Below are 15,925 nucleotides of genomic sequence, written 5' to 3'. Positions count from 1 at the left end.
TTATTATAGATATTCTCTTGTGAATTTAACCTAGGAGAATATCTATAACAATGTTTTATCTTACTAATTGTCTAATTTTGCACTTCGATCTGGCAGTTGAGAAACTATTATAGCTGCAAACATGAATATGCATCCAGTAACTTCCCTAAAGGACATTTTTTCACCAAGCATAACCGCTCCACTGATTACTGAAAATACAGATTCTAAGCTCAATATAATTGCAGCAGAGATTGGAGGTGTATACTTTTGGCCAATTATTTGAAGTGTATATGCTACTGCAACTTCAATAATAGAAGTATATAAAATTGGAATTGTACCATTTTTTAAATCATCCAGATGAGGAGTTTCGAAAAGAAACATAAATACACAAGATAAAATTCCAGTTGTTATAAACTGGACAAAGGAAAGTTTGATTCCATCCACATTTTTAGAGTATTTATCTATAGCAAGTATCTGCATAGCCCAGAAAAAAACACCTGCTAGTTCATATAAATCACCCTTCCCCAAGTAAAATCCTTCCACCATGCAAAGCAGATACATTCCAATTACTGCTAAAAACACACCAATAATTATATTAATTTGCACTTTTCTGCTTACAAAAATTATTATGGCAGCGACTAATACAATTTCTAGGGAGGTTATAAATCCTGCTTTTCCTGCAGTTGTATATTTAAGACCAATCTGTTGAAGTGAGGCAGCAGCAAATAGAGCAGTGCCACACAATATTCCACCAATAAAAAGCTGCTTATCCATGAATTTTAGGCGCATTTTTTGTGTATCCGGACTTTTCTTATGCTTAATATGATCAAAAATAAACATAAATGGGATTAGCGCCAATGCTCCAATTAGGAAACGAAATGTTCCTAAGGTGTATGGTCCAATATAGTCCATACCCATTTTCTGAAATACAAAGCAGGTTCCCCATAACATAGCAGAAAGCAATAAAATTAATTCACCTCTCATTTTTTTCATAAAACTACCTCCAAAAATTCAATAAAAAAATGCATGAAGAAATTCCTCATGCATCGTTGCTTCTATATATCATAATTCGTTTAGGCAATTAAATCAATTACCAATGGTAGCCTTTTTTATAACCCTAAAGTACCATGAAATAGCATTTTTATAGCATGATAATCACCAATCTTAAGATACCTATATAGTGGAAATATGGTAGACTACATTATTCACTATGTGTTTGCGATATTTTATATACAATTATAAAATATTTCACACTATATTGGGTTGATAAATGTTCAAGGCACTCACCACAAAATTGTGGTGAGTGAAATAAGCTATATTTTGGTTATCTATAATAAAAAACAAGGTGTATTGTAAAAAAACAAATACCTAATAATAAGTATGTGTCACTAAATAATATAAATAATACAAATGCAGAATTTATTATGGTATATTAAGGCTAAAGATTGAAAAAAAATTTACTAAGTATTTTACTTATTTACTTAACTGAATTAAATATAAGGTACAATGGAGGGTGTTATATGTTTCATAAAAAGTTAAAAGGTTTTCCAAAGGAATTCCTATGGGGAGCTTCAACATCTGCTTATCAAGTTGAAGGAGCTAACTTAATTGATGGAAAGGGGCCATCTTGTCAAGATGTTAAAAAGGTACCGGAAGGAACATCGGAATTAGATGTTTGTGCAGATCAATATCATCGTTATAAAGAAGACGTTGCATTAATGGCTGAAATGGGCTTCAAGGTTTACCGTTTCTCTATTTCATGGTCTAGATTAATTCCAGAAGGAACAGGGGAAGTAAATCCAAAAGGAGTAGAATATTATAATAATTTAATAGATGAATGTTTAAAATACAACATTATTCCATTAGTTACAATGTTTCATTTTGATATGCCTGCAGCACTAGATAAACGTGGAGGCTGGTCTAAGAGAGAATCAATTGATTGGTTTGTAAACTTTGCAAAAGTTATGTATGAAAATTTCGGAGACAGAGTTAAGTATTGGTTAACTATCAATGAACAAAATGTATTAACCTTAATGGGTGATGTTATTGGGACTACAATGATACCTGAAGGATGTACAAATATAAGAAAAGAACTTTATCAACAAAATCACCACATGTTAGTTGCTCAAGCAAAAGCTATGGCATTATGTCATGAAATGATTCCAGATGCTAAAATTGGACCAGCACCTAATATATCAGTAGTTTATCCAGCAAGCTGTAAGCCAGAAGATAATCTAGCTGCACAAAATTTAAATGCAATACGTAACTGGTTATATTTAGATATGGCTGTATACGGAAAATATAATAATTTGGTTTGGTCATTTTTAGAAGAAAATGATGCTGTTCCAGAAATTCAAGAAGGGGATATGGAAATCCTTGCGTCTGGAAAACCAGATTTTATTGGATTTAATTATTACAACACAGCTACAGTAGAATCCTTTAATATGGAAAGCAGTGTAAATGGTAAGAAGGATCAGCAAAGCGCTATGGATGAACCTGGTGTATGTAAGGGGTTTAAAAATCCTAATTTAAAAACAACTGAATTTGGATGGGAAATTGATCCGGAAGGCTTTAGAGCTACTGCTAGGGAAATTTATTCAAGATACAGATTACCATTAATCGTAACTGAAAATGGCTTAGGAGCTTATGATAAATTAGAAGAAGATGGTTCAATTCATGATCCATATCGTATTGAGTATTTAAGAAAACATATAGAACAGCTTCGTTTAGCTATTACAGATGGAGTAGAAATGATGGGATATTGTCCATGGTCTGCTATTGATTTAATTTCAACTCATGAAGGTATCGTTAAACGTTATGGATTTATCTATGTAGATAGAGACGAATTCGATTTAAAGACTTTAGATCGTTATCGTAAAGATTCGTTCTATTGGTATAAAAAAGTTATTGCTAATAATGGTGAAGATTTAAGTAATTAGCATAGAATATTGCTTTGATTTGGTTATTTAAACTTAGGGATTGTTGCGTTTTGCAACAATCCTTTTACTGTTTCAATAGAAATAAAGTAATTGCATATTTAATGTATAACTTATATATTAGTTATAGTAAACAAAAGGTTATGTCTAAACCTTAAAAGGCAAGTGGAATGGAGTATACTATGAGTGAATTATTTAAAAAAATTACTAATAAACTAGAAGAGAAAGCAAAGAAATTTGGATTTAAAGGAACTGATAGCGTTCACGTATCTGTAGTACTTACAGAAGACGAACGGAAAGAATTTTCAAGCATGAAATGGAATGATCATTATAACTATGAAATTAAAAATAATGTGTTACATATGAATTATGTAGAAGAACTAACAGTTTATTGTGGGGGACTAGAAAAAAAATTCAATATAACAAAATTAGAAAAAAAATATGGAAAATTCATTTATGAAGACAAAAGAATATATCAAATTGAAGATGCATTTCCAGAGAGACAAATTGAGGGGACTATATATAGAGCATATGGAATTGATAAAGAAGGAATGTTATATTTTATAATATGGAAACAATATGCTAAAGATGCAGAACGTAAAATGTTTATAAATGAAGAGGGTAAAGTAATAGGTAATTGTTCAAATCGTGCAAATGCATGTAATTGGAACAATTATACAATCGAAAAAGTTATATTTTAATTAATTTACATATAGTACTAAAATTAGTAAACTATTTCCGATACTTATGGGTTGTAACACCAAAATGTTCTTTAAATTTCTTATAAAAAAATTGATTAATTAATAATTCAATGTGAAATTAGTGAGTAAAATAACACCTAAGAAATATAAATCTTTTAGGTGTTATTTTTTTATCTATAAAAGAAACTGTGACAAATTTTACGTTAATTTGGAGTAGCCATATATGTTACTATTTCATATTATGTATTATACAAAGTGAGGTGGATTCAGAAGTGTTTGGAATAGATTTGAAAGCAAGATTAAATAATAAAGCTTTTTGGGTTGCTATGGCTAGCGCAATAGCATTATTAGCTCAACAATTAGGACTAAAAATAATTCCTGACAATTATACAGAGATTGTTAATACTGTACTAACAATTTTAACAATGCTTGGAATAATTATTGACACAAGCACAACAGGAATAAGTGACCAAATAAAAATTGATTCAACTAATAATAATGAAAATAAAACAATAGAATAAAGATAATTTAATGGACATGTTGAAGAGTAACCTTATTGGTTACTCTTTTATAAGATAAAGAGTGAAAGGAAGAGTTTTATGGCATATATAAAGGGAATAGATATATCAAATAATAATGGAAGCATAGACTTTAGTAAAGTTGCATCAGATGGCGTTAAGTATGTATATGTAAAAGCTACAGAAGGAGCAACATTCCAAGATAGCACTATGGAAACTTTCTACAGTGGAAGTAAAGATAACGGTTTGAAAGTTGGTGCATATCATTTTTTGGTTGGGACAAGTACTCCGGAAGCACAAGCTCAGAATTTTTATAATAAGATAAAAGATTATCAATGGGATCTAGTTCCTATGATGGATATAGAGACTAATTTTAATGGGATTTCGGATTATGTAGTTAGATTTATTACTGAGTTTAATAAGTTAAGTTCATTGACATTAGGAGTTTATAGCTATACAAGTTTTATAAGTTATTTAACTGGTATAAAAGATACCATAAAGAATATGCCATTTTGGGAAGCTAATTATAATAATGATCCATGGAATCTTCCAGGCTCGTTTTTTACAAATAGAGTAGGACATCAGTACACTGAAACAGGGAATGTTAATGGTGTAAGTGAAGAATGTGATCTAAATTCATTTACTGAAGGAGTTTTATTAGATAATGCTAGTAAGGCAGGAGAATGGATTTTACAAGATGGGAAATGGTGGTATAGGCATAGCGACGGAAGCTATACAACTAATGGTTGGGAAAAAATAAATGGATCATGGTATTTATTTGATGCTAAAGGGTGGATGCTTTATGATTGGAAACAAAACGGCAGCAACTGGTATTATCTAGGACGTTCAAATGATGGTGCAATGAAGTCAGGATGGGTGTTGCAGGATAATAAATGGTATTACCTTGGTGATGCAAATGATGGATCTATGAAAACAGGATGGCAAAAGATTGATGGAAAATGGTATTATTTTAATTCAAATGGGGAAATGCAAACGGGATGGATTAAATATAATGGAAAAGATTATTGCTTATATTCAAATGGCGAAATGATTCATGATACTATAATGTACGGATATAAATTTGATAGCAATGGAGTTGCAACTAAATTAAGATAGATTTTTAGGGTATAGGAGTCATTAATCCTGTACCTTTATATTTTATGGTATAATTTATAAAATATAAATTGAAGAAGGGATGATGAAAATGAAGGTTAAATATATTGAACATAGTTGTTTTTCAATAGAGCTTGAAAATGTAATTTTATTATTTGATTATTATAAAGGCCAGCTTCCGGATTTTGATAAAGAGAAAACAATTTATGTATTTTCAAGCCATAATCACCATGATCATTTTGATATATCAATATTTAAATTGTTAGAAAAATACCCGAAGGTAAAATATATACTTTCGAAAGATATTAAGAAAAAATTTGGAAGGAAATTTTTTAATACCCATGGTGTTGATGATAGTATTTATGAAAAGATTGAGTTTATAGACAGTTATCAGACTCTTGAAACAGCGGATTTAAAGATAGAAACTTTAAATTCTACAGATGAAGGGGTTGCATTCATTGTCACAGTAAATGGTAAAACAATTTATCATGCGGGGGACCTTCATTTATGGGCTTGGAATCATAAGACAGCAGAGAATAATACAAAAAATACAGAGGAATATATAAATGAAATAGAGAGAATAAAGAACAGGCATTTTGATGTTGCATTTTTAGTTTTAGATCCGAGACAAGAGGATAAATTCCATCTGGGATTTGATTATTTCATGAGAAATACTGACACAGATAAGGCATATCCAATGCACTTTTGGAATGATGATTCTATAATTGATAGATTAAAATCTATGGATTGTTCAGAACCATATAGAGATAAAATAATATTTACTAATTAAAACTAAGCAGGTACTAGATTATTTAAGGCTATATAATTATATAGTCTTAAATAATCCAGTACCTGCTTAATCTTATTACATAACAATCTCATTTACTTAGTTGAAGAATAAAGGTAGGTAATTTAATCCACAGAATAGATTCGATTAAACTTCAGATGTTGAGTAAACCTCATCTGCACTAAATTTCATCTTATAAGAAGTTCCCCATGTATTCATTGAATCGAGTATAGGCTTTAAGCTATATCCAGTTTCAGTTAATGTATAGTCAACTCTTGGAGGGACTTCAGCATAGACTTTACGAGTGAGTAATCCGCACGCTTCCATATCCCTTAAGTTTTGAGTAAGAACCTTTTGAGTTATTGAACCAACAGATTTTTTAAGTTCACCAAATCGTTTCGTTCCTTCAAGCAAATCTCTCATTATTAATACTTTCCATCTATTTCCGATAAGCTGCAAAGTCATTTCAACGGGACATGCAGGCAATTCTTTAGTCATCAAACACACTTCCTTTCTAATAGTATATATTTATATACTATAGCGTTTATAGACGTTTACTCTATGTTAGATATCATAAAATTTATTATAGGATTAAAGATAAAGAAATTCAATATAAATTTGAATATGATTATATTTCATAAGATGGAACAATTATAAATAGAATTTTAATAAGAGAAAAGAGAAAAAACTTTGAATCTTGTATAGGCAAAACTCCAATTTACGATTAATAGTATCCTATGGGAAACTATAGCACTTTGAAGTGCTTACTTTCCAAAAATAACTTGGCAAATTATAATAAAAATATAGAAAGTGGCCACTTTGTTGAAGAAGGAACTAATAATATGAGTTTCAAAAGAAGTTATGAAAATTTTTTTAAAAGAGGAGAAAAGAAAATGAAAGAAGTAGTTCAATTTTTACAAGCTAACCCAGTTCAATATTTAGCAACAGTAGGTCGCGATGGTAAAGCAAAATGCCGTCCATTTATGTTTTGTTTAGAGCAAGAAGGAAAGTTATGGTTTTGTACAAACAATACTAAAGATGTTTTTAAGGATATGCAAGCAAATCCAGAAATAGAGGTGTGTGTTTCAAGTCCTGAATATTCTTGGATTAGATTAAATGGAAAAGCTGTATTTGAAAATAATATGGCAGTTAAAGAAGCGTGTATGCTAAATCCTATTGTAAAAGAAACATATAAAGAAGCATCAAATCCCATTATTGAAGTATTCTATTTAGGAGATGCAAAAGCAGTTATTGCAGAGTTTTCTGGCAACCCACCAAAGGAATATAATCTATAATAAAATAATGATTAAAGTATAAGTGAGATAAAAAATAATAGACCGATATTCGAGTCTATTATTTTTTATGTGTATTATTTTCCAGGTATATGGGCTCTTATTAATTCCGCTGGAGATAATATCTTATCTATAACTTCAACAGGAAGTATTTGTTCTTCTAATAAAATTTCTCTAATAGTTTTTCCAGTAGCTAAGGCTTTTTTTGATATTAAGCTGGCTTTATCATAACCTATATGGTGAACTAAAGAAGTTGCAGAAACTAAAGAATTTTCTATGTTTTCTAAACATCTATCCTTATTCATCTGTAATCCGTCTATACACTTCTCTTTAAAAATCATGACGCTTTTATCAAGAAGTTCTAAAGATTCTAGTAAACATTCTGCTATAAGTGGAGTAAATGCATTAAGTTCCAATTGTCCCATGGAGCTTGCCATAGTAATAGCGCTATCATTAGAAATTACTCTTAAGCTGACCTGTGCAACCATTTCAGGAATAACAGGGTTTACCTTTCCAGGCATAATTGTTGAACCAGCCTGCATATTAGGAAGCATTACTTCTCCTATCCCTCCACGAGGACCAGAATTTAAAAGCCTTAAGTCGTTTGATATCTTAAGAAGATTTACGCTGCAAGATTTTAATAATCCTGATGTTTCAACAAATATATCACAGTTTTGTGTGATATCCATAGGATAGTCAGATCTTGCTATTCCAAGGCCAGTAAGGGTTTGGATAATATCTGTCATCATAAATACATATTTATTAGTAGCATTTAACCCTGTGCCTATTGCAGTGCCTCCTAGGTTAATTTGTCTTAATCTTTCTTCAACCTTATATATTCTCCATCTGTCTCGTTCTATTGCTTTTGAATATGCTCCAAAACCTTGCCCAGCTGTCATTGGTAGTGCATCCATTAATTGAGTTCTCCCAAGTTTAATAATATCTGAGAATTCATTTTCTTTCATTTGAAGAGCTTCCTGTAAACTTGACAAGGAATTACTTAACTTTCTAATTAACTTTATTGCCGCAATCCTAAGCGCAGAAGGATAAACATCATTAGTTGATTGTGACATATTAACATGGTTAAGAGGATGTACTAAATCATAATTTCCTTTATCACCGCCTAATAGCTCAATTGCTCTATTAGCAATAACTTCATTTACATTCATATTTGTTGAGGTACCAGCGCCGCCTTGGAATGCACTTATTTTAAATTCATTATCAAAGATTCCTTCTATAATTTCCTCGCTTGCCTTTATTATTGAATCAGCTTTTTCAGGAGAAAGTAATTTTAGTTTCTTATTTGTCATTGCAGCAGCTTTTTTAATAAGAGCAATCTCTTTTACCAGATTTAAATTTACAGTCTTACTGTTTAAATCAAAGTTTTCTAAGGCTCGTGCTGTATTTATTCCGCCATATGTAGAATTATCTATATTCTTTTCACCTAATAAATCTTGTTCTAATCTATAATTCAAAGTAACCACTCCTTTTCATAAATGAGGTTCTTAATACGCTTCTTAAATTTAAATTTAAGAATTATTTTGCAATATACATCTTAATATTTTATATTATAATAGAAGAAACTACTTAAAAGAATACTTAATGATTAAAATTAATTCAAAAGGAGTAATAATATGAGTTTAAATACAACGCCATCTGGAGAAAGAGTACATATTGCTCTGTTTGGAATGACAAACGCAGGAAAATCCAGTATTATAAATGCACTTACAAATCAAGAAATTTCTATTGTTTCAGATGTAAAGGGGACAACTACTGATCCAGTTTATAAAGCAATCGAAATTCTGCCTATAGGACCATGTATGATTATTGATACAGCAGGGCTTGATGATGAAAGTGAATTAGGAGAATCAAGAAAAAAGAAAACTCTTGAAGTATTATCAAAGACAGATGTTGCATTAGTAGTGGTAGACAGTACAATTGGAGTTACTGAAAATGATATAACCATAATAAATGAAATAAAAGAAAAGAAAATACCTACAGTTTGCATTTTTAATAAGGCAGATGAGAGGAGTCTTACAAAAGAAGAATTAGATACGATAGAAAAGGAAATGGGTACTACTGTTGTTTCTGTTTCGGCTTTAAATAAGAATGGTATAGATGAACTTAAGCTAAAAATCATAAATGTAATACCAGATAATGAGGATAAATTCAAATTAGTTGGAGATCTTATAAGCCCTGGAGATATAGTTGTTTTAGTAACACCTATAGATAAAGCAGCGCCTAAAGGAAGATTAATTCTTCCGCAGCAGCAAACTATAAGAGACATAATTGAAAGTGATGCCATAGCTATTGTAACAAAAGAACATGAATTAAGAGAGACACTTGAAAACTTAAAGAAAAAACCAAAGCTTGTTATAACTGATTCACAAGTATTTTTAAAGGCATCAGCAGATACACCTAAAGACATAATGCTTACATCATTTTCAATATTACAAGCAAGATATAAAGGTAATCTTATTGAGCTTGTAAAAGGTGCTAAAGCAGTAGAAAGTTTAGAAGATGGTGATTATGTATTGATTTCAGAAGGATGTACGCATCATAGACAATGTGATGATATTGGAACGGTAAAAATACCAAGATGGGTACGTCAAATGACTGGAAAGCAAATTAATTTTGAATACTCTTCTGGAAATTCATTTACTGATGACGTCAAAAAATTTAAGCTTATCATTCATTGTGGAGGATGTATGTTAAATAGAGCGGCTATGCTTTCAAGGATTGACAATGCAATTAAACATGAAATTCCAATTGTTAACTATGGTGTATTAATAGGATATGTTCAAGGAATTTTAGAAAGAGCCCTTGAACCATTCCCATTGGCAAAAGAAGTATATGACGGTGATTTTATATAATATATTAAAAGTCTATGAATTTTATTTATACGTAACTTTATAATAAAAAGTAAGACCTAAAAGATTGAATTTAAAATCTTTTAGGTCTATTTTTATTATTATTTTGTTACTTCTTCTTAATTAGATATTGTTAAAAAATTTATCCTTTGTACTCTATGAGCATAATAATAACATTTACGCCGTAATTACTATTAGGAGATTTTATAATAGGAATAAGAGTGGCCATAAGCCCCAGATATTGTTATATCCAGCTCCATAATAATTTCCGGAATATCCACCGTAATTTCCATAGTTAATTCCACAGTTATCATAGTTTGAACCACAATTACCATAATTTATTCCACAATTACCGCAGTTTATGCCGTAGTTACCATAATTTGAACCGTAATTCATGCCATTATTACCATATCCTTGAGAGTTTTTACAGCTATGCTTGTGACAAGATTTATGACATTTTTTCACTGCCCATTTCTCCTTTGTTAATTATTATCTTTTGTTATAGTACTAATATATTAAACATAATTAAATTTTGTTACATTGAAAAAATATGAATTAACAACTGATTTAAAATTTTTATTAGAAAATTATATTACATAATTGGTTTTTATTTGTGAATATGTAATATATATCAGGAGAATTAGGTAAACTAAGACTAAATATTAAATAGATAAGCTTTTGCTAAATACAAAATAGATTATTGGTATATGCTATGTAATTGCTCATTATAACAATAAAGATGTGCTTGCTATGAATATAAAATTAAGAAAATTTATAATTTGGCAATAACTTAATTTTATGTGAGTGGCAAACATGCTTTTGCCTTGACAACACTATTAGATTATGGAATGATAATTAAGCACAAAAAAACTGCTAATGGATTAATCAAGGTTTTTACAAATGATAAATTAGTTGAAGATTAAAAAATAATATAAAGATTATATAGGGTAAATAAGAAAGAGATATAGGAATATTTTTAGGTAAGATTATCTTTAAACATCTTTTTCTGAATTAGCAAATTACAAGTTTAATCTATATAATAGTAACATACTAAAAAATTTTTAGAGAAGGTTAATGGGTAGTATGAAAAAAGTTAACGAGGCTTTTAGTGATTATGAATCTAGTGGGAACATAAATACTGCAATAATAAAATCTGTAACTTTACGTAAAAGAACTAAAGTATTAGAAATGGAGATAAGTTCAGATAATTATATTGAAATTGGAGAAATTGAGAGTTTTAATAAATTTATAAGAGAAAAATTCGACTTAAGTGATTCTAAAATTACCGTGAAGTATACTGATGGAGTAACTATAAGACCAATAGAAGAGGAATTAAAAAATATTGTATATTCTATGTCAAATAAATACCCAGCATTAAAAGCAGCTGTTAACAACAGTGAGTATGAAGTGATTGGAAATACAATAAATTTTAATTTTAAAATTCCAGTATCAGGTTTTTTAAAGACTATGTCATATGATAAAGAAATTAATAAAGTTCTAAAATATATGTATGACAAGCAATATAATATAAATTTTGTTGATAAAATAAACAGTGAAGATTTAGAAAAGATAGAAGAAGATAAACGCGCAAATGAAATGAAGGTTCTTAAAGAAATTAAAACCACTCAAAGTATTAATACACCTGAAATGCCTAAAAAAGTTGAAGAAAACAAACAAGAAGTAAAAGCAGAAGGTGATGTTAAAAAAGCAGGTAATGCATTCTTAATCGTAGGTAGAAACCCAAACATTAAGGATCGTATTGTAAAAATTAATGATATAACACCTAATGAGGGAAGGGTAGCCATAGAAGGTGAAATATCTAATTTAGAAGCCAAGGAATTAAGAAGCGGAAAAACATTAGTTTCTTTTGATTTATATGATGGATCGAATTCTATGACATGTAAGGTATTTTGTAAGCCTGGGGATGATGTTGAAGTATTGCCTAGACTTAAAAAGGCCAAGGGTGTTAGACTTGCAGGTAATGCAGGTTATAGTAATTTTTCTCACGAAGTTGAGTTTATTGCGAATACAATAATCGAAATAGAGGGCAGAAAAAGAGTACAGAGAATGGATAATTCTGAGGTGAAGAGAGTTGAGCTTCACATGCATACACAAATGAGTCAAATGGATGCCATGTCTAGTGCTAGTTCCTTAATCAAAAGAGCTATGAGCTGGGGGATGAAATCTATTGCCATAACTGATCATGGAGTTGTTCAGTCATTTCCTGAAGCACATAAACTACTTGGAAGAAATAATTCAGATATGAAGGTTATATATGGAGTAGAAGCCTATTTAGCTCCTGATAAAAAGCCATCTGTAACAAATATAAAGGGTCAGAGCATTGATACTACATATTGTGTTCTGGATTTAGAAACTACAGGATTTTCTCCTGTAACAGAGAAAATTACAGAAATAGGAATTATGAAAATCAAGGACGGAAAGGTAGTAGATAAGTTTAGTACCTTTGTAAATCCTAAAAAGCCAATTCCACCTAGAGTTATTCAGGTTACTAACATAACAGATGATATGGTAAGAGATGCAGAAACTATAGATAAGGTGTTTCCTAAAATGCTTGAGTTTATTGAGGGATGCGTCTTAGTTGCTCACAACGCTGAATTTGATATTAACTTCTTAAAGCATAATGCAAGGGTTTTAGGATATGATTTTGATTTTACTTATGTAGATACCTTGCCCCTTGCACAAGAAATTTTCCCGGAATATAAGTCTTATAAACTAGGGAGAATTGCTAAGAATCTTGGCATAAAGGTGGAGGTCGCTCACAGAGCTTTAGATGATGTTGATACTACTGTTAAGGTATTTAACATAATGATTGAAATCCTAAAGGAAAGGGGAACAGAAACCCTTGAGGATATCGAAGTATATGCTTCTGATGAGGAAAGTAAGAAGCAGGCATATAAAAAAGTTAAGACAAATCATGCAATAATTTTAGCTAAGAATTCTGAAGGTTTAAAGAACCTATATAAACTTGTATCATATTCACATTTAGACTATTTTTATAAAAAACCACGTATATTAAAGAGTATGTTTAAAAAATATTCAGAAGGATTGATTATTGGAAGTGCCTGCAGTGAAGGGGAGCTGTTTCAATCAATTTTACTTGGAAAATCTGAAGAAGAAATAGAAGAGATTGCAAAGTTCTATGATTATTTAGAAATCCAGCCTCTAGGTAACAATGATTACTTAGTAAGACAGGAGCAGGTACCAAATAAAGATTATCTAAAAGAGATTAATAAGAAGATAATAGCCTTGGCAGAAAAATTAAATAAACCTGTAGTAGCAACAGGAGACGTACATTTCTTAGACCCAGAAGATGAGATATATAGACGTATATTAGAAGCAGGACAGGGTTTTAAAGATGCTGATGACCAGGCTCCATTATATTTAAGAACTACAGAGGAGATGCTTGATGAATTCTCTTATTTAGGAAGAACAAAGGCTTATGAAGTTGTTGTTACAAATACTAATAAGATAGCTGATATGTGTGAGCAGATTAGTCCAATTTCATCAGAAAAATGTCCTCCACATATAGAAGGTTGCGAACAGACTATTAAAGATATAGCGTATGATAAGGCGCATGAGCTTTATGGAGATCCGCTTCCAGAGATTGTTCAGGCAAGACTCGATAAAGAGCTGGATTCAATTATAAAAAATGGATTCTCGGTAATGTATATTATAGCACAGAAGCTTGTATGGAAATCCAATGAAGATGGATATTTGGTAGGTTCCAGAGGATCGGTAGGTTCCTCTTTTGTAGCTAATATGACAGGTATAACAGAAGTAAATGCTCTGCCACCACACTATAGATGCTCTAAATGTAAGCATTCGGATTTTTCAGATTATGGTTCTAAAATTGGGTTCGATTTACCGGATAAAGATTGCCCTGTCTGTGGAGAAAAGTTAGTTAAGGATGGAATAGATATACCATTTGAAACCTTCCTAGGCTTTAATGGAGATAAAGAGCCCGATATCGACTTAAACTTCTCAGGAGAATATCAGGCAAAAGCTCATAAATATACAGAAGTTATTTTTGGAAAGGGCACAACCTTTAAGGCTGGAACTATAGGTACTATAGCAGAAAAAACAGCCTTTGGTTATGTGAGAAAGTATTTTGAGGAAAAAAATATTCCAGTAAATAAGGCAGAAACAATAAGAATCGCAGTAGGATGTACAGGTATAAAAAGAACTTCTGGGCAGCATCCAGGAGGAATTATAGTTGTACCTAAGGGGCGTGAAATCTTCGAATTCTGCCCAGTACAGCATCCAGCTGATGATCCTAATTCAGATATTATAACAACACATTTTGATTATCACTCTATTGACCAGAACTTGCTTAAGCTGGATATACTGGGGCACGACGATCCGACGGTTATAAGAATGCTGCAGGATATAACTGGAGTTGACCCAAAAGATATACCGATGGATGATGCAGAGACTATGTCTATATTTTCATCAACTAGTGCTCTAGGAGTAACACCAGATCAGATAAATTCAAAGGTTGGAACTTTTGGGATTCCTGAATTTGGTACTAAGTTCGTAAGAAATATGCTTGTAGATACAAAGCCTAAAGCTTTCTCAGATTTGATATTTATATCAGGGCTTTCACACGGTACTGACGTGTGGGTAGGAAATGCTAAGGACTTAATTGATCAAGGAATAGTAACCTTAAGTGAAGCAATCTGTACAAGAGACGATATTATGATCTACCTTATTAAACAAGGATTGCCACCAGGTGAGGCCTTTAAGATAATGGAGCTTGTTCGTAAAGGGCAGGCGTTAAAGAATCCTGCGAAATGGGCTGAATATGAAGATTTAATGAGGGCGAACGATGTACCGGAATGGTATATAGATTCATGTAAAAAGATAAAATACATGTTCCCTAAGGCCCATGCTGCAGCCTATGTAATGATGGCCTTTAGAATTGCTTGGTTTAAGGTGCACATACCTCAGGCTTATTACGCAACCTATTTCAGTATTAGAGCAAAAGCTTTCGATGCAGAATTTATGATTTTTGGAAAAGAAAAGGTTAAGGAAAAGATGAAGGAAATTGAGGTTTTGGGCTTTGACGCGGCACCTAAGGATAAGGATATGTACGATGATTTGGAAATAGTTCTTGAAATGTACGAGAGAGGCCTTAGATTTCTGCCAATTGATTTGTATAAATCGCATGCGACAAAATTTCAAGTTGAAGAAGATGGAATAAGACCATCTATAAATAGTATATCGGGTATGGGAACCGTGGCAGCAGAAGGTATATCTAATGCAGCCAAGGAAAAGCCATTTAACTCTGTAGAAGATGTAAGAAAGCGTTCGAAGATTGGAAATGCAGCAATAGACTTACTAAGAAAATTTGACTGCTTAAGAGGTCTTCCGGAAAGCGATCAAATGAGCTTTTTTGATGCAGTGTAGATTATGACTAGAGATAAACAAGGCTAAGTCTTATAATTATGAATAGCCGACCGAAAGGGATAGTACTCTACTGTTTCGGTTACTAAGAGAATATTTTACGGATTTCTAACAGTGAAAGTTGCATCTATGGACGCATGCCCCAATATTCATTGTGACAAGTGCACATGGAATAACTTCTACTGAAGAAATACCGCCACACTTTCTCTAATGTAACACAACACAAAAGAGCACTATTCCTTTCTAGTTTGGATATATTTCATATTGCAAGTCTATCTTATAGTTTGTTTATCTGTAATCGACGT

At 31.3% G+C, this 15,925-nt stretch carries 13 protein-coding genes; 9 read left to right on the top strand and 4 right to left on the bottom strand.

Going from position 1 to position 15,925, the window contains the following annotated elements; all coding sequences use genetic code 11:
- Nucleotides 1-63: 63 nt before the first annotated feature.
- Entirely contained in the window at nucleotides 64-972 is a 909-nt protein-coding gene (locus D2A34_RS17675) for a DMT family transporter (RefSeq protein ID WP_119367446.1), read from the bottom strand.
- Nucleotides 973-1,499: 527 nt separating this feature from the next.
- Here D2A34_RS17675 and D2A34_RS17670 point away from each other — a divergent pair.
- From D2A34_RS17670 to D2A34_RS17650, 5 genes are all read left to right on the top strand, one after another.
- The gene (locus D2A34_RS17670; protein WP_079441169.1) at nucleotides 1,500-2,918 is read left to right on the top strand and encodes a glycoside hydrolase family 1 protein; all 1,419 of its coding nucleotides are present in this window, start codon (nucleotides 1,500-1,502) and stop codon (nucleotides 2,916-2,918) included.
- 179 nt (nucleotides 2,919-3,097) lie between these two features.
- Nucleotides 3,098-3,616 (top strand): hypothetical protein, encoded by a 519-nt coding sequence (locus tag D2A34_RS17665; protein ID WP_079441171.1) that lies wholly within the window; start codon nucleotides 3,098-3,100, stop codon nucleotides 3,614-3,616.
- 272 nt (nucleotides 3,617-3,888) lie between these two features.
- Entirely contained in the window at nucleotides 3,889-4,137 is a 249-nt protein-coding gene (locus D2A34_RS17660; RefSeq protein WP_079441173.1) for a phage holin, read from the top strand.
- Between the two features lie 78 nt (nucleotides 4,138-4,215).
- Nucleotides 4,216-5,250, top strand: coding sequence for a GH25 family lysozyme (locus tag D2A34_RS17655; RefSeq protein ID WP_079441185.1), 1,035 nt, complete (start codon nucleotides 4,216-4,218; stop codon nucleotides 5,248-5,250).
- Between the two features lie 88 nt (nucleotides 5,251-5,338).
- A complete protein-coding gene (locus D2A34_RS17650; RefSeq protein ID WP_119367445.1) occupies nucleotides 5,339-6,037 on the top strand; it encodes an MBL fold metallo-hydrolase in 699 nt (232 codons plus the stop codon).
- Nucleotides 6,038-6,181: 144 nt separating this feature from the next.
- Here D2A34_RS17650 and D2A34_RS17645 read toward each other — a convergent pair whose 3' ends face one another.
- Nucleotides 6,182-6,532, bottom strand: coding sequence for a winged helix-turn-helix transcriptional regulator (locus tag D2A34_RS17645; RefSeq protein ID WP_079441189.1), 351 nt, complete (start codon nucleotides 6,530-6,532; stop codon nucleotides 6,182-6,184).
- Nucleotides 6,533-6,927: 395 nt separating this feature from the next.
- Here D2A34_RS17645 and D2A34_RS17640 point away from each other — a divergent pair, with 395 nt between their 5' ends.
- The gene (locus tag D2A34_RS17640; protein ID WP_119367571.1) at nucleotides 6,928-7,329 is read left to right on the top strand and encodes a pyridoxamine 5'-phosphate oxidase family protein; all 402 of its coding nucleotides are present in this window, start codon (nucleotides 6,928-6,930) and stop codon (nucleotides 7,327-7,329) included.
- Between the two features lie 74 nt (nucleotides 7,330-7,403).
- Here the strand turns inward: D2A34_RS17640 and D2A34_RS17635 are convergent, their stop codons facing one another.
- On the bottom strand, nucleotides 7,404-8,801 hold the full coding sequence (locus tag D2A34_RS17635; RefSeq protein ID WP_119367444.1) for an aspartate ammonia-lyase: 1,398 nt from the start codon (nucleotides 8,799-8,801) through the stop codon (nucleotides 7,404-7,406).
- A gap of 159 nt (nucleotides 8,802-8,960) precedes the next feature.
- Here D2A34_RS17635 and hydF point away from each other — a divergent pair, with 159 nt between their 5' ends.
- Nucleotides 8,961-10,199, top strand: a complete 1,239-nt coding sequence (hydF, locus tag D2A34_RS17630) for a [FeFe] hydrogenase H-cluster maturation GTPase HydF (RefSeq protein ID WP_119367443.1) — start codon at nucleotides 8,961-8,963, stop codon at nucleotides 10,197-10,199.
- A 201-nt stretch (nucleotides 10,200-10,400) separates the two neighbouring features.
- Here the strand turns inward: hydF and D2A34_RS17625 are convergent, their stop codons facing one another.
- Nucleotides 10,401-10,661, bottom strand: coding sequence for a hypothetical protein (locus D2A34_RS17625; protein WP_079442395.1), 261 nt, complete (start codon nucleotides 10,659-10,661; stop codon nucleotides 10,401-10,403).
- 335 nt (nucleotides 10,662-10,996) lie between these two features.
- Here D2A34_RS17625 and D2A34_RS27475 point away from each other — a divergent pair, with 335 nt between their 5' ends.
- Together D2A34_RS27475 and polC are read left to right on the top strand one after the other, a co-directional pair.
- Nucleotides 10,997-11,119 carry a hypothetical protein gene (locus D2A34_RS27475; protein WP_279221633.1) on the top strand — a complete coding sequence of 41 codons (123 nt, stop codon included), beginning with the start codon at nucleotides 10,997-10,999 and terminating at the stop codon, nucleotides 11,117-11,119.
- A 160-nt stretch (nucleotides 11,120-11,279) separates the two neighbouring features.
- Nucleotides 11,280-15,623 carry a DNA polymerase III subunit alpha gene (gene polC, locus D2A34_RS17620; protein WP_119367570.1) on the top strand — a complete coding sequence of 1,448 codons (4,344 nt, stop codon included), beginning with the start codon at nucleotides 11,280-11,282 and terminating at the stop codon, nucleotides 15,621-15,623.
- The last annotated feature ends 302 nt before the right edge of the window (nucleotides 15,624-15,925 follow it).

The organism is Clostridium chromiireducens (assembly GCF_003575225.1).
Lineage (GTDB): Bacteria > Bacillota > Clostridia > Clostridiales > Clostridiaceae > Clostridium > Clostridium chromiireducens.
The sequence above is the reverse complement of the archived record's forward strand: the minus strand, read 5'-3'. Positions and strand labels throughout refer to the sequence as shown.

Excerpts from the sequence above, each read along its gene's own strand:
- D2A34_RS17675 (WP_119367446.1), bottom strand. The coding sequence starts at position 972 with ATGAAAAAAATGAGAGGTGAATTAATTTTATTGCTTTCTGCTATGTTA.
- D2A34_RS17670 (WP_079441169.1), top strand. The coding sequence starts at position 1,500 with ATGTTTCATAAAAAGTTAAAAGGTTTTCCAAAGGAATTCCTATGGGGA.
- D2A34_RS17665 (WP_079441171.1), top strand. The coding sequence starts at position 3,098 with ATGAGTGAATTATTTAAAAAAATTACTAATAAACTAGAAGAGAAAGCA.
- D2A34_RS17655 (WP_079441185.1), top strand. The coding sequence starts at position 4,216 with ATGGCATATATAAAGGGAATAGATATATCAAATAATAATGGAAGCATA.
- D2A34_RS17650 (WP_119367445.1), top strand. The coding sequence starts at position 5,339 with ATGAAGGTTAAATATATTGAACATAGTTGTTTTTCAATAGAGCTTGAA.
- D2A34_RS17645 (WP_079441189.1), bottom strand. The coding sequence starts at position 6,532 with ATGACTAAAGAATTGCCTGCATGTCCCGTTGAAATGACTTTGCAGCTT.
- D2A34_RS17640 (WP_119367571.1), top strand. The coding sequence starts at position 6,928 with ATGAAAGAAGTAGTTCAATTTTTACAAGCTAACCCAGTTCAATATTTA.
- hydF (WP_119367443.1), top strand. The coding sequence starts at position 8,961 with ATGAGTTTAAATACAACGCCATCTGGAGAAAGAGTACATATTGCTCTG.
- polC (WP_119367570.1), top strand. The coding sequence starts at position 11,280 with ATGAAAAAAGTTAACGAGGCTTTTAGTGATTATGAATCTAGTGGGAAC.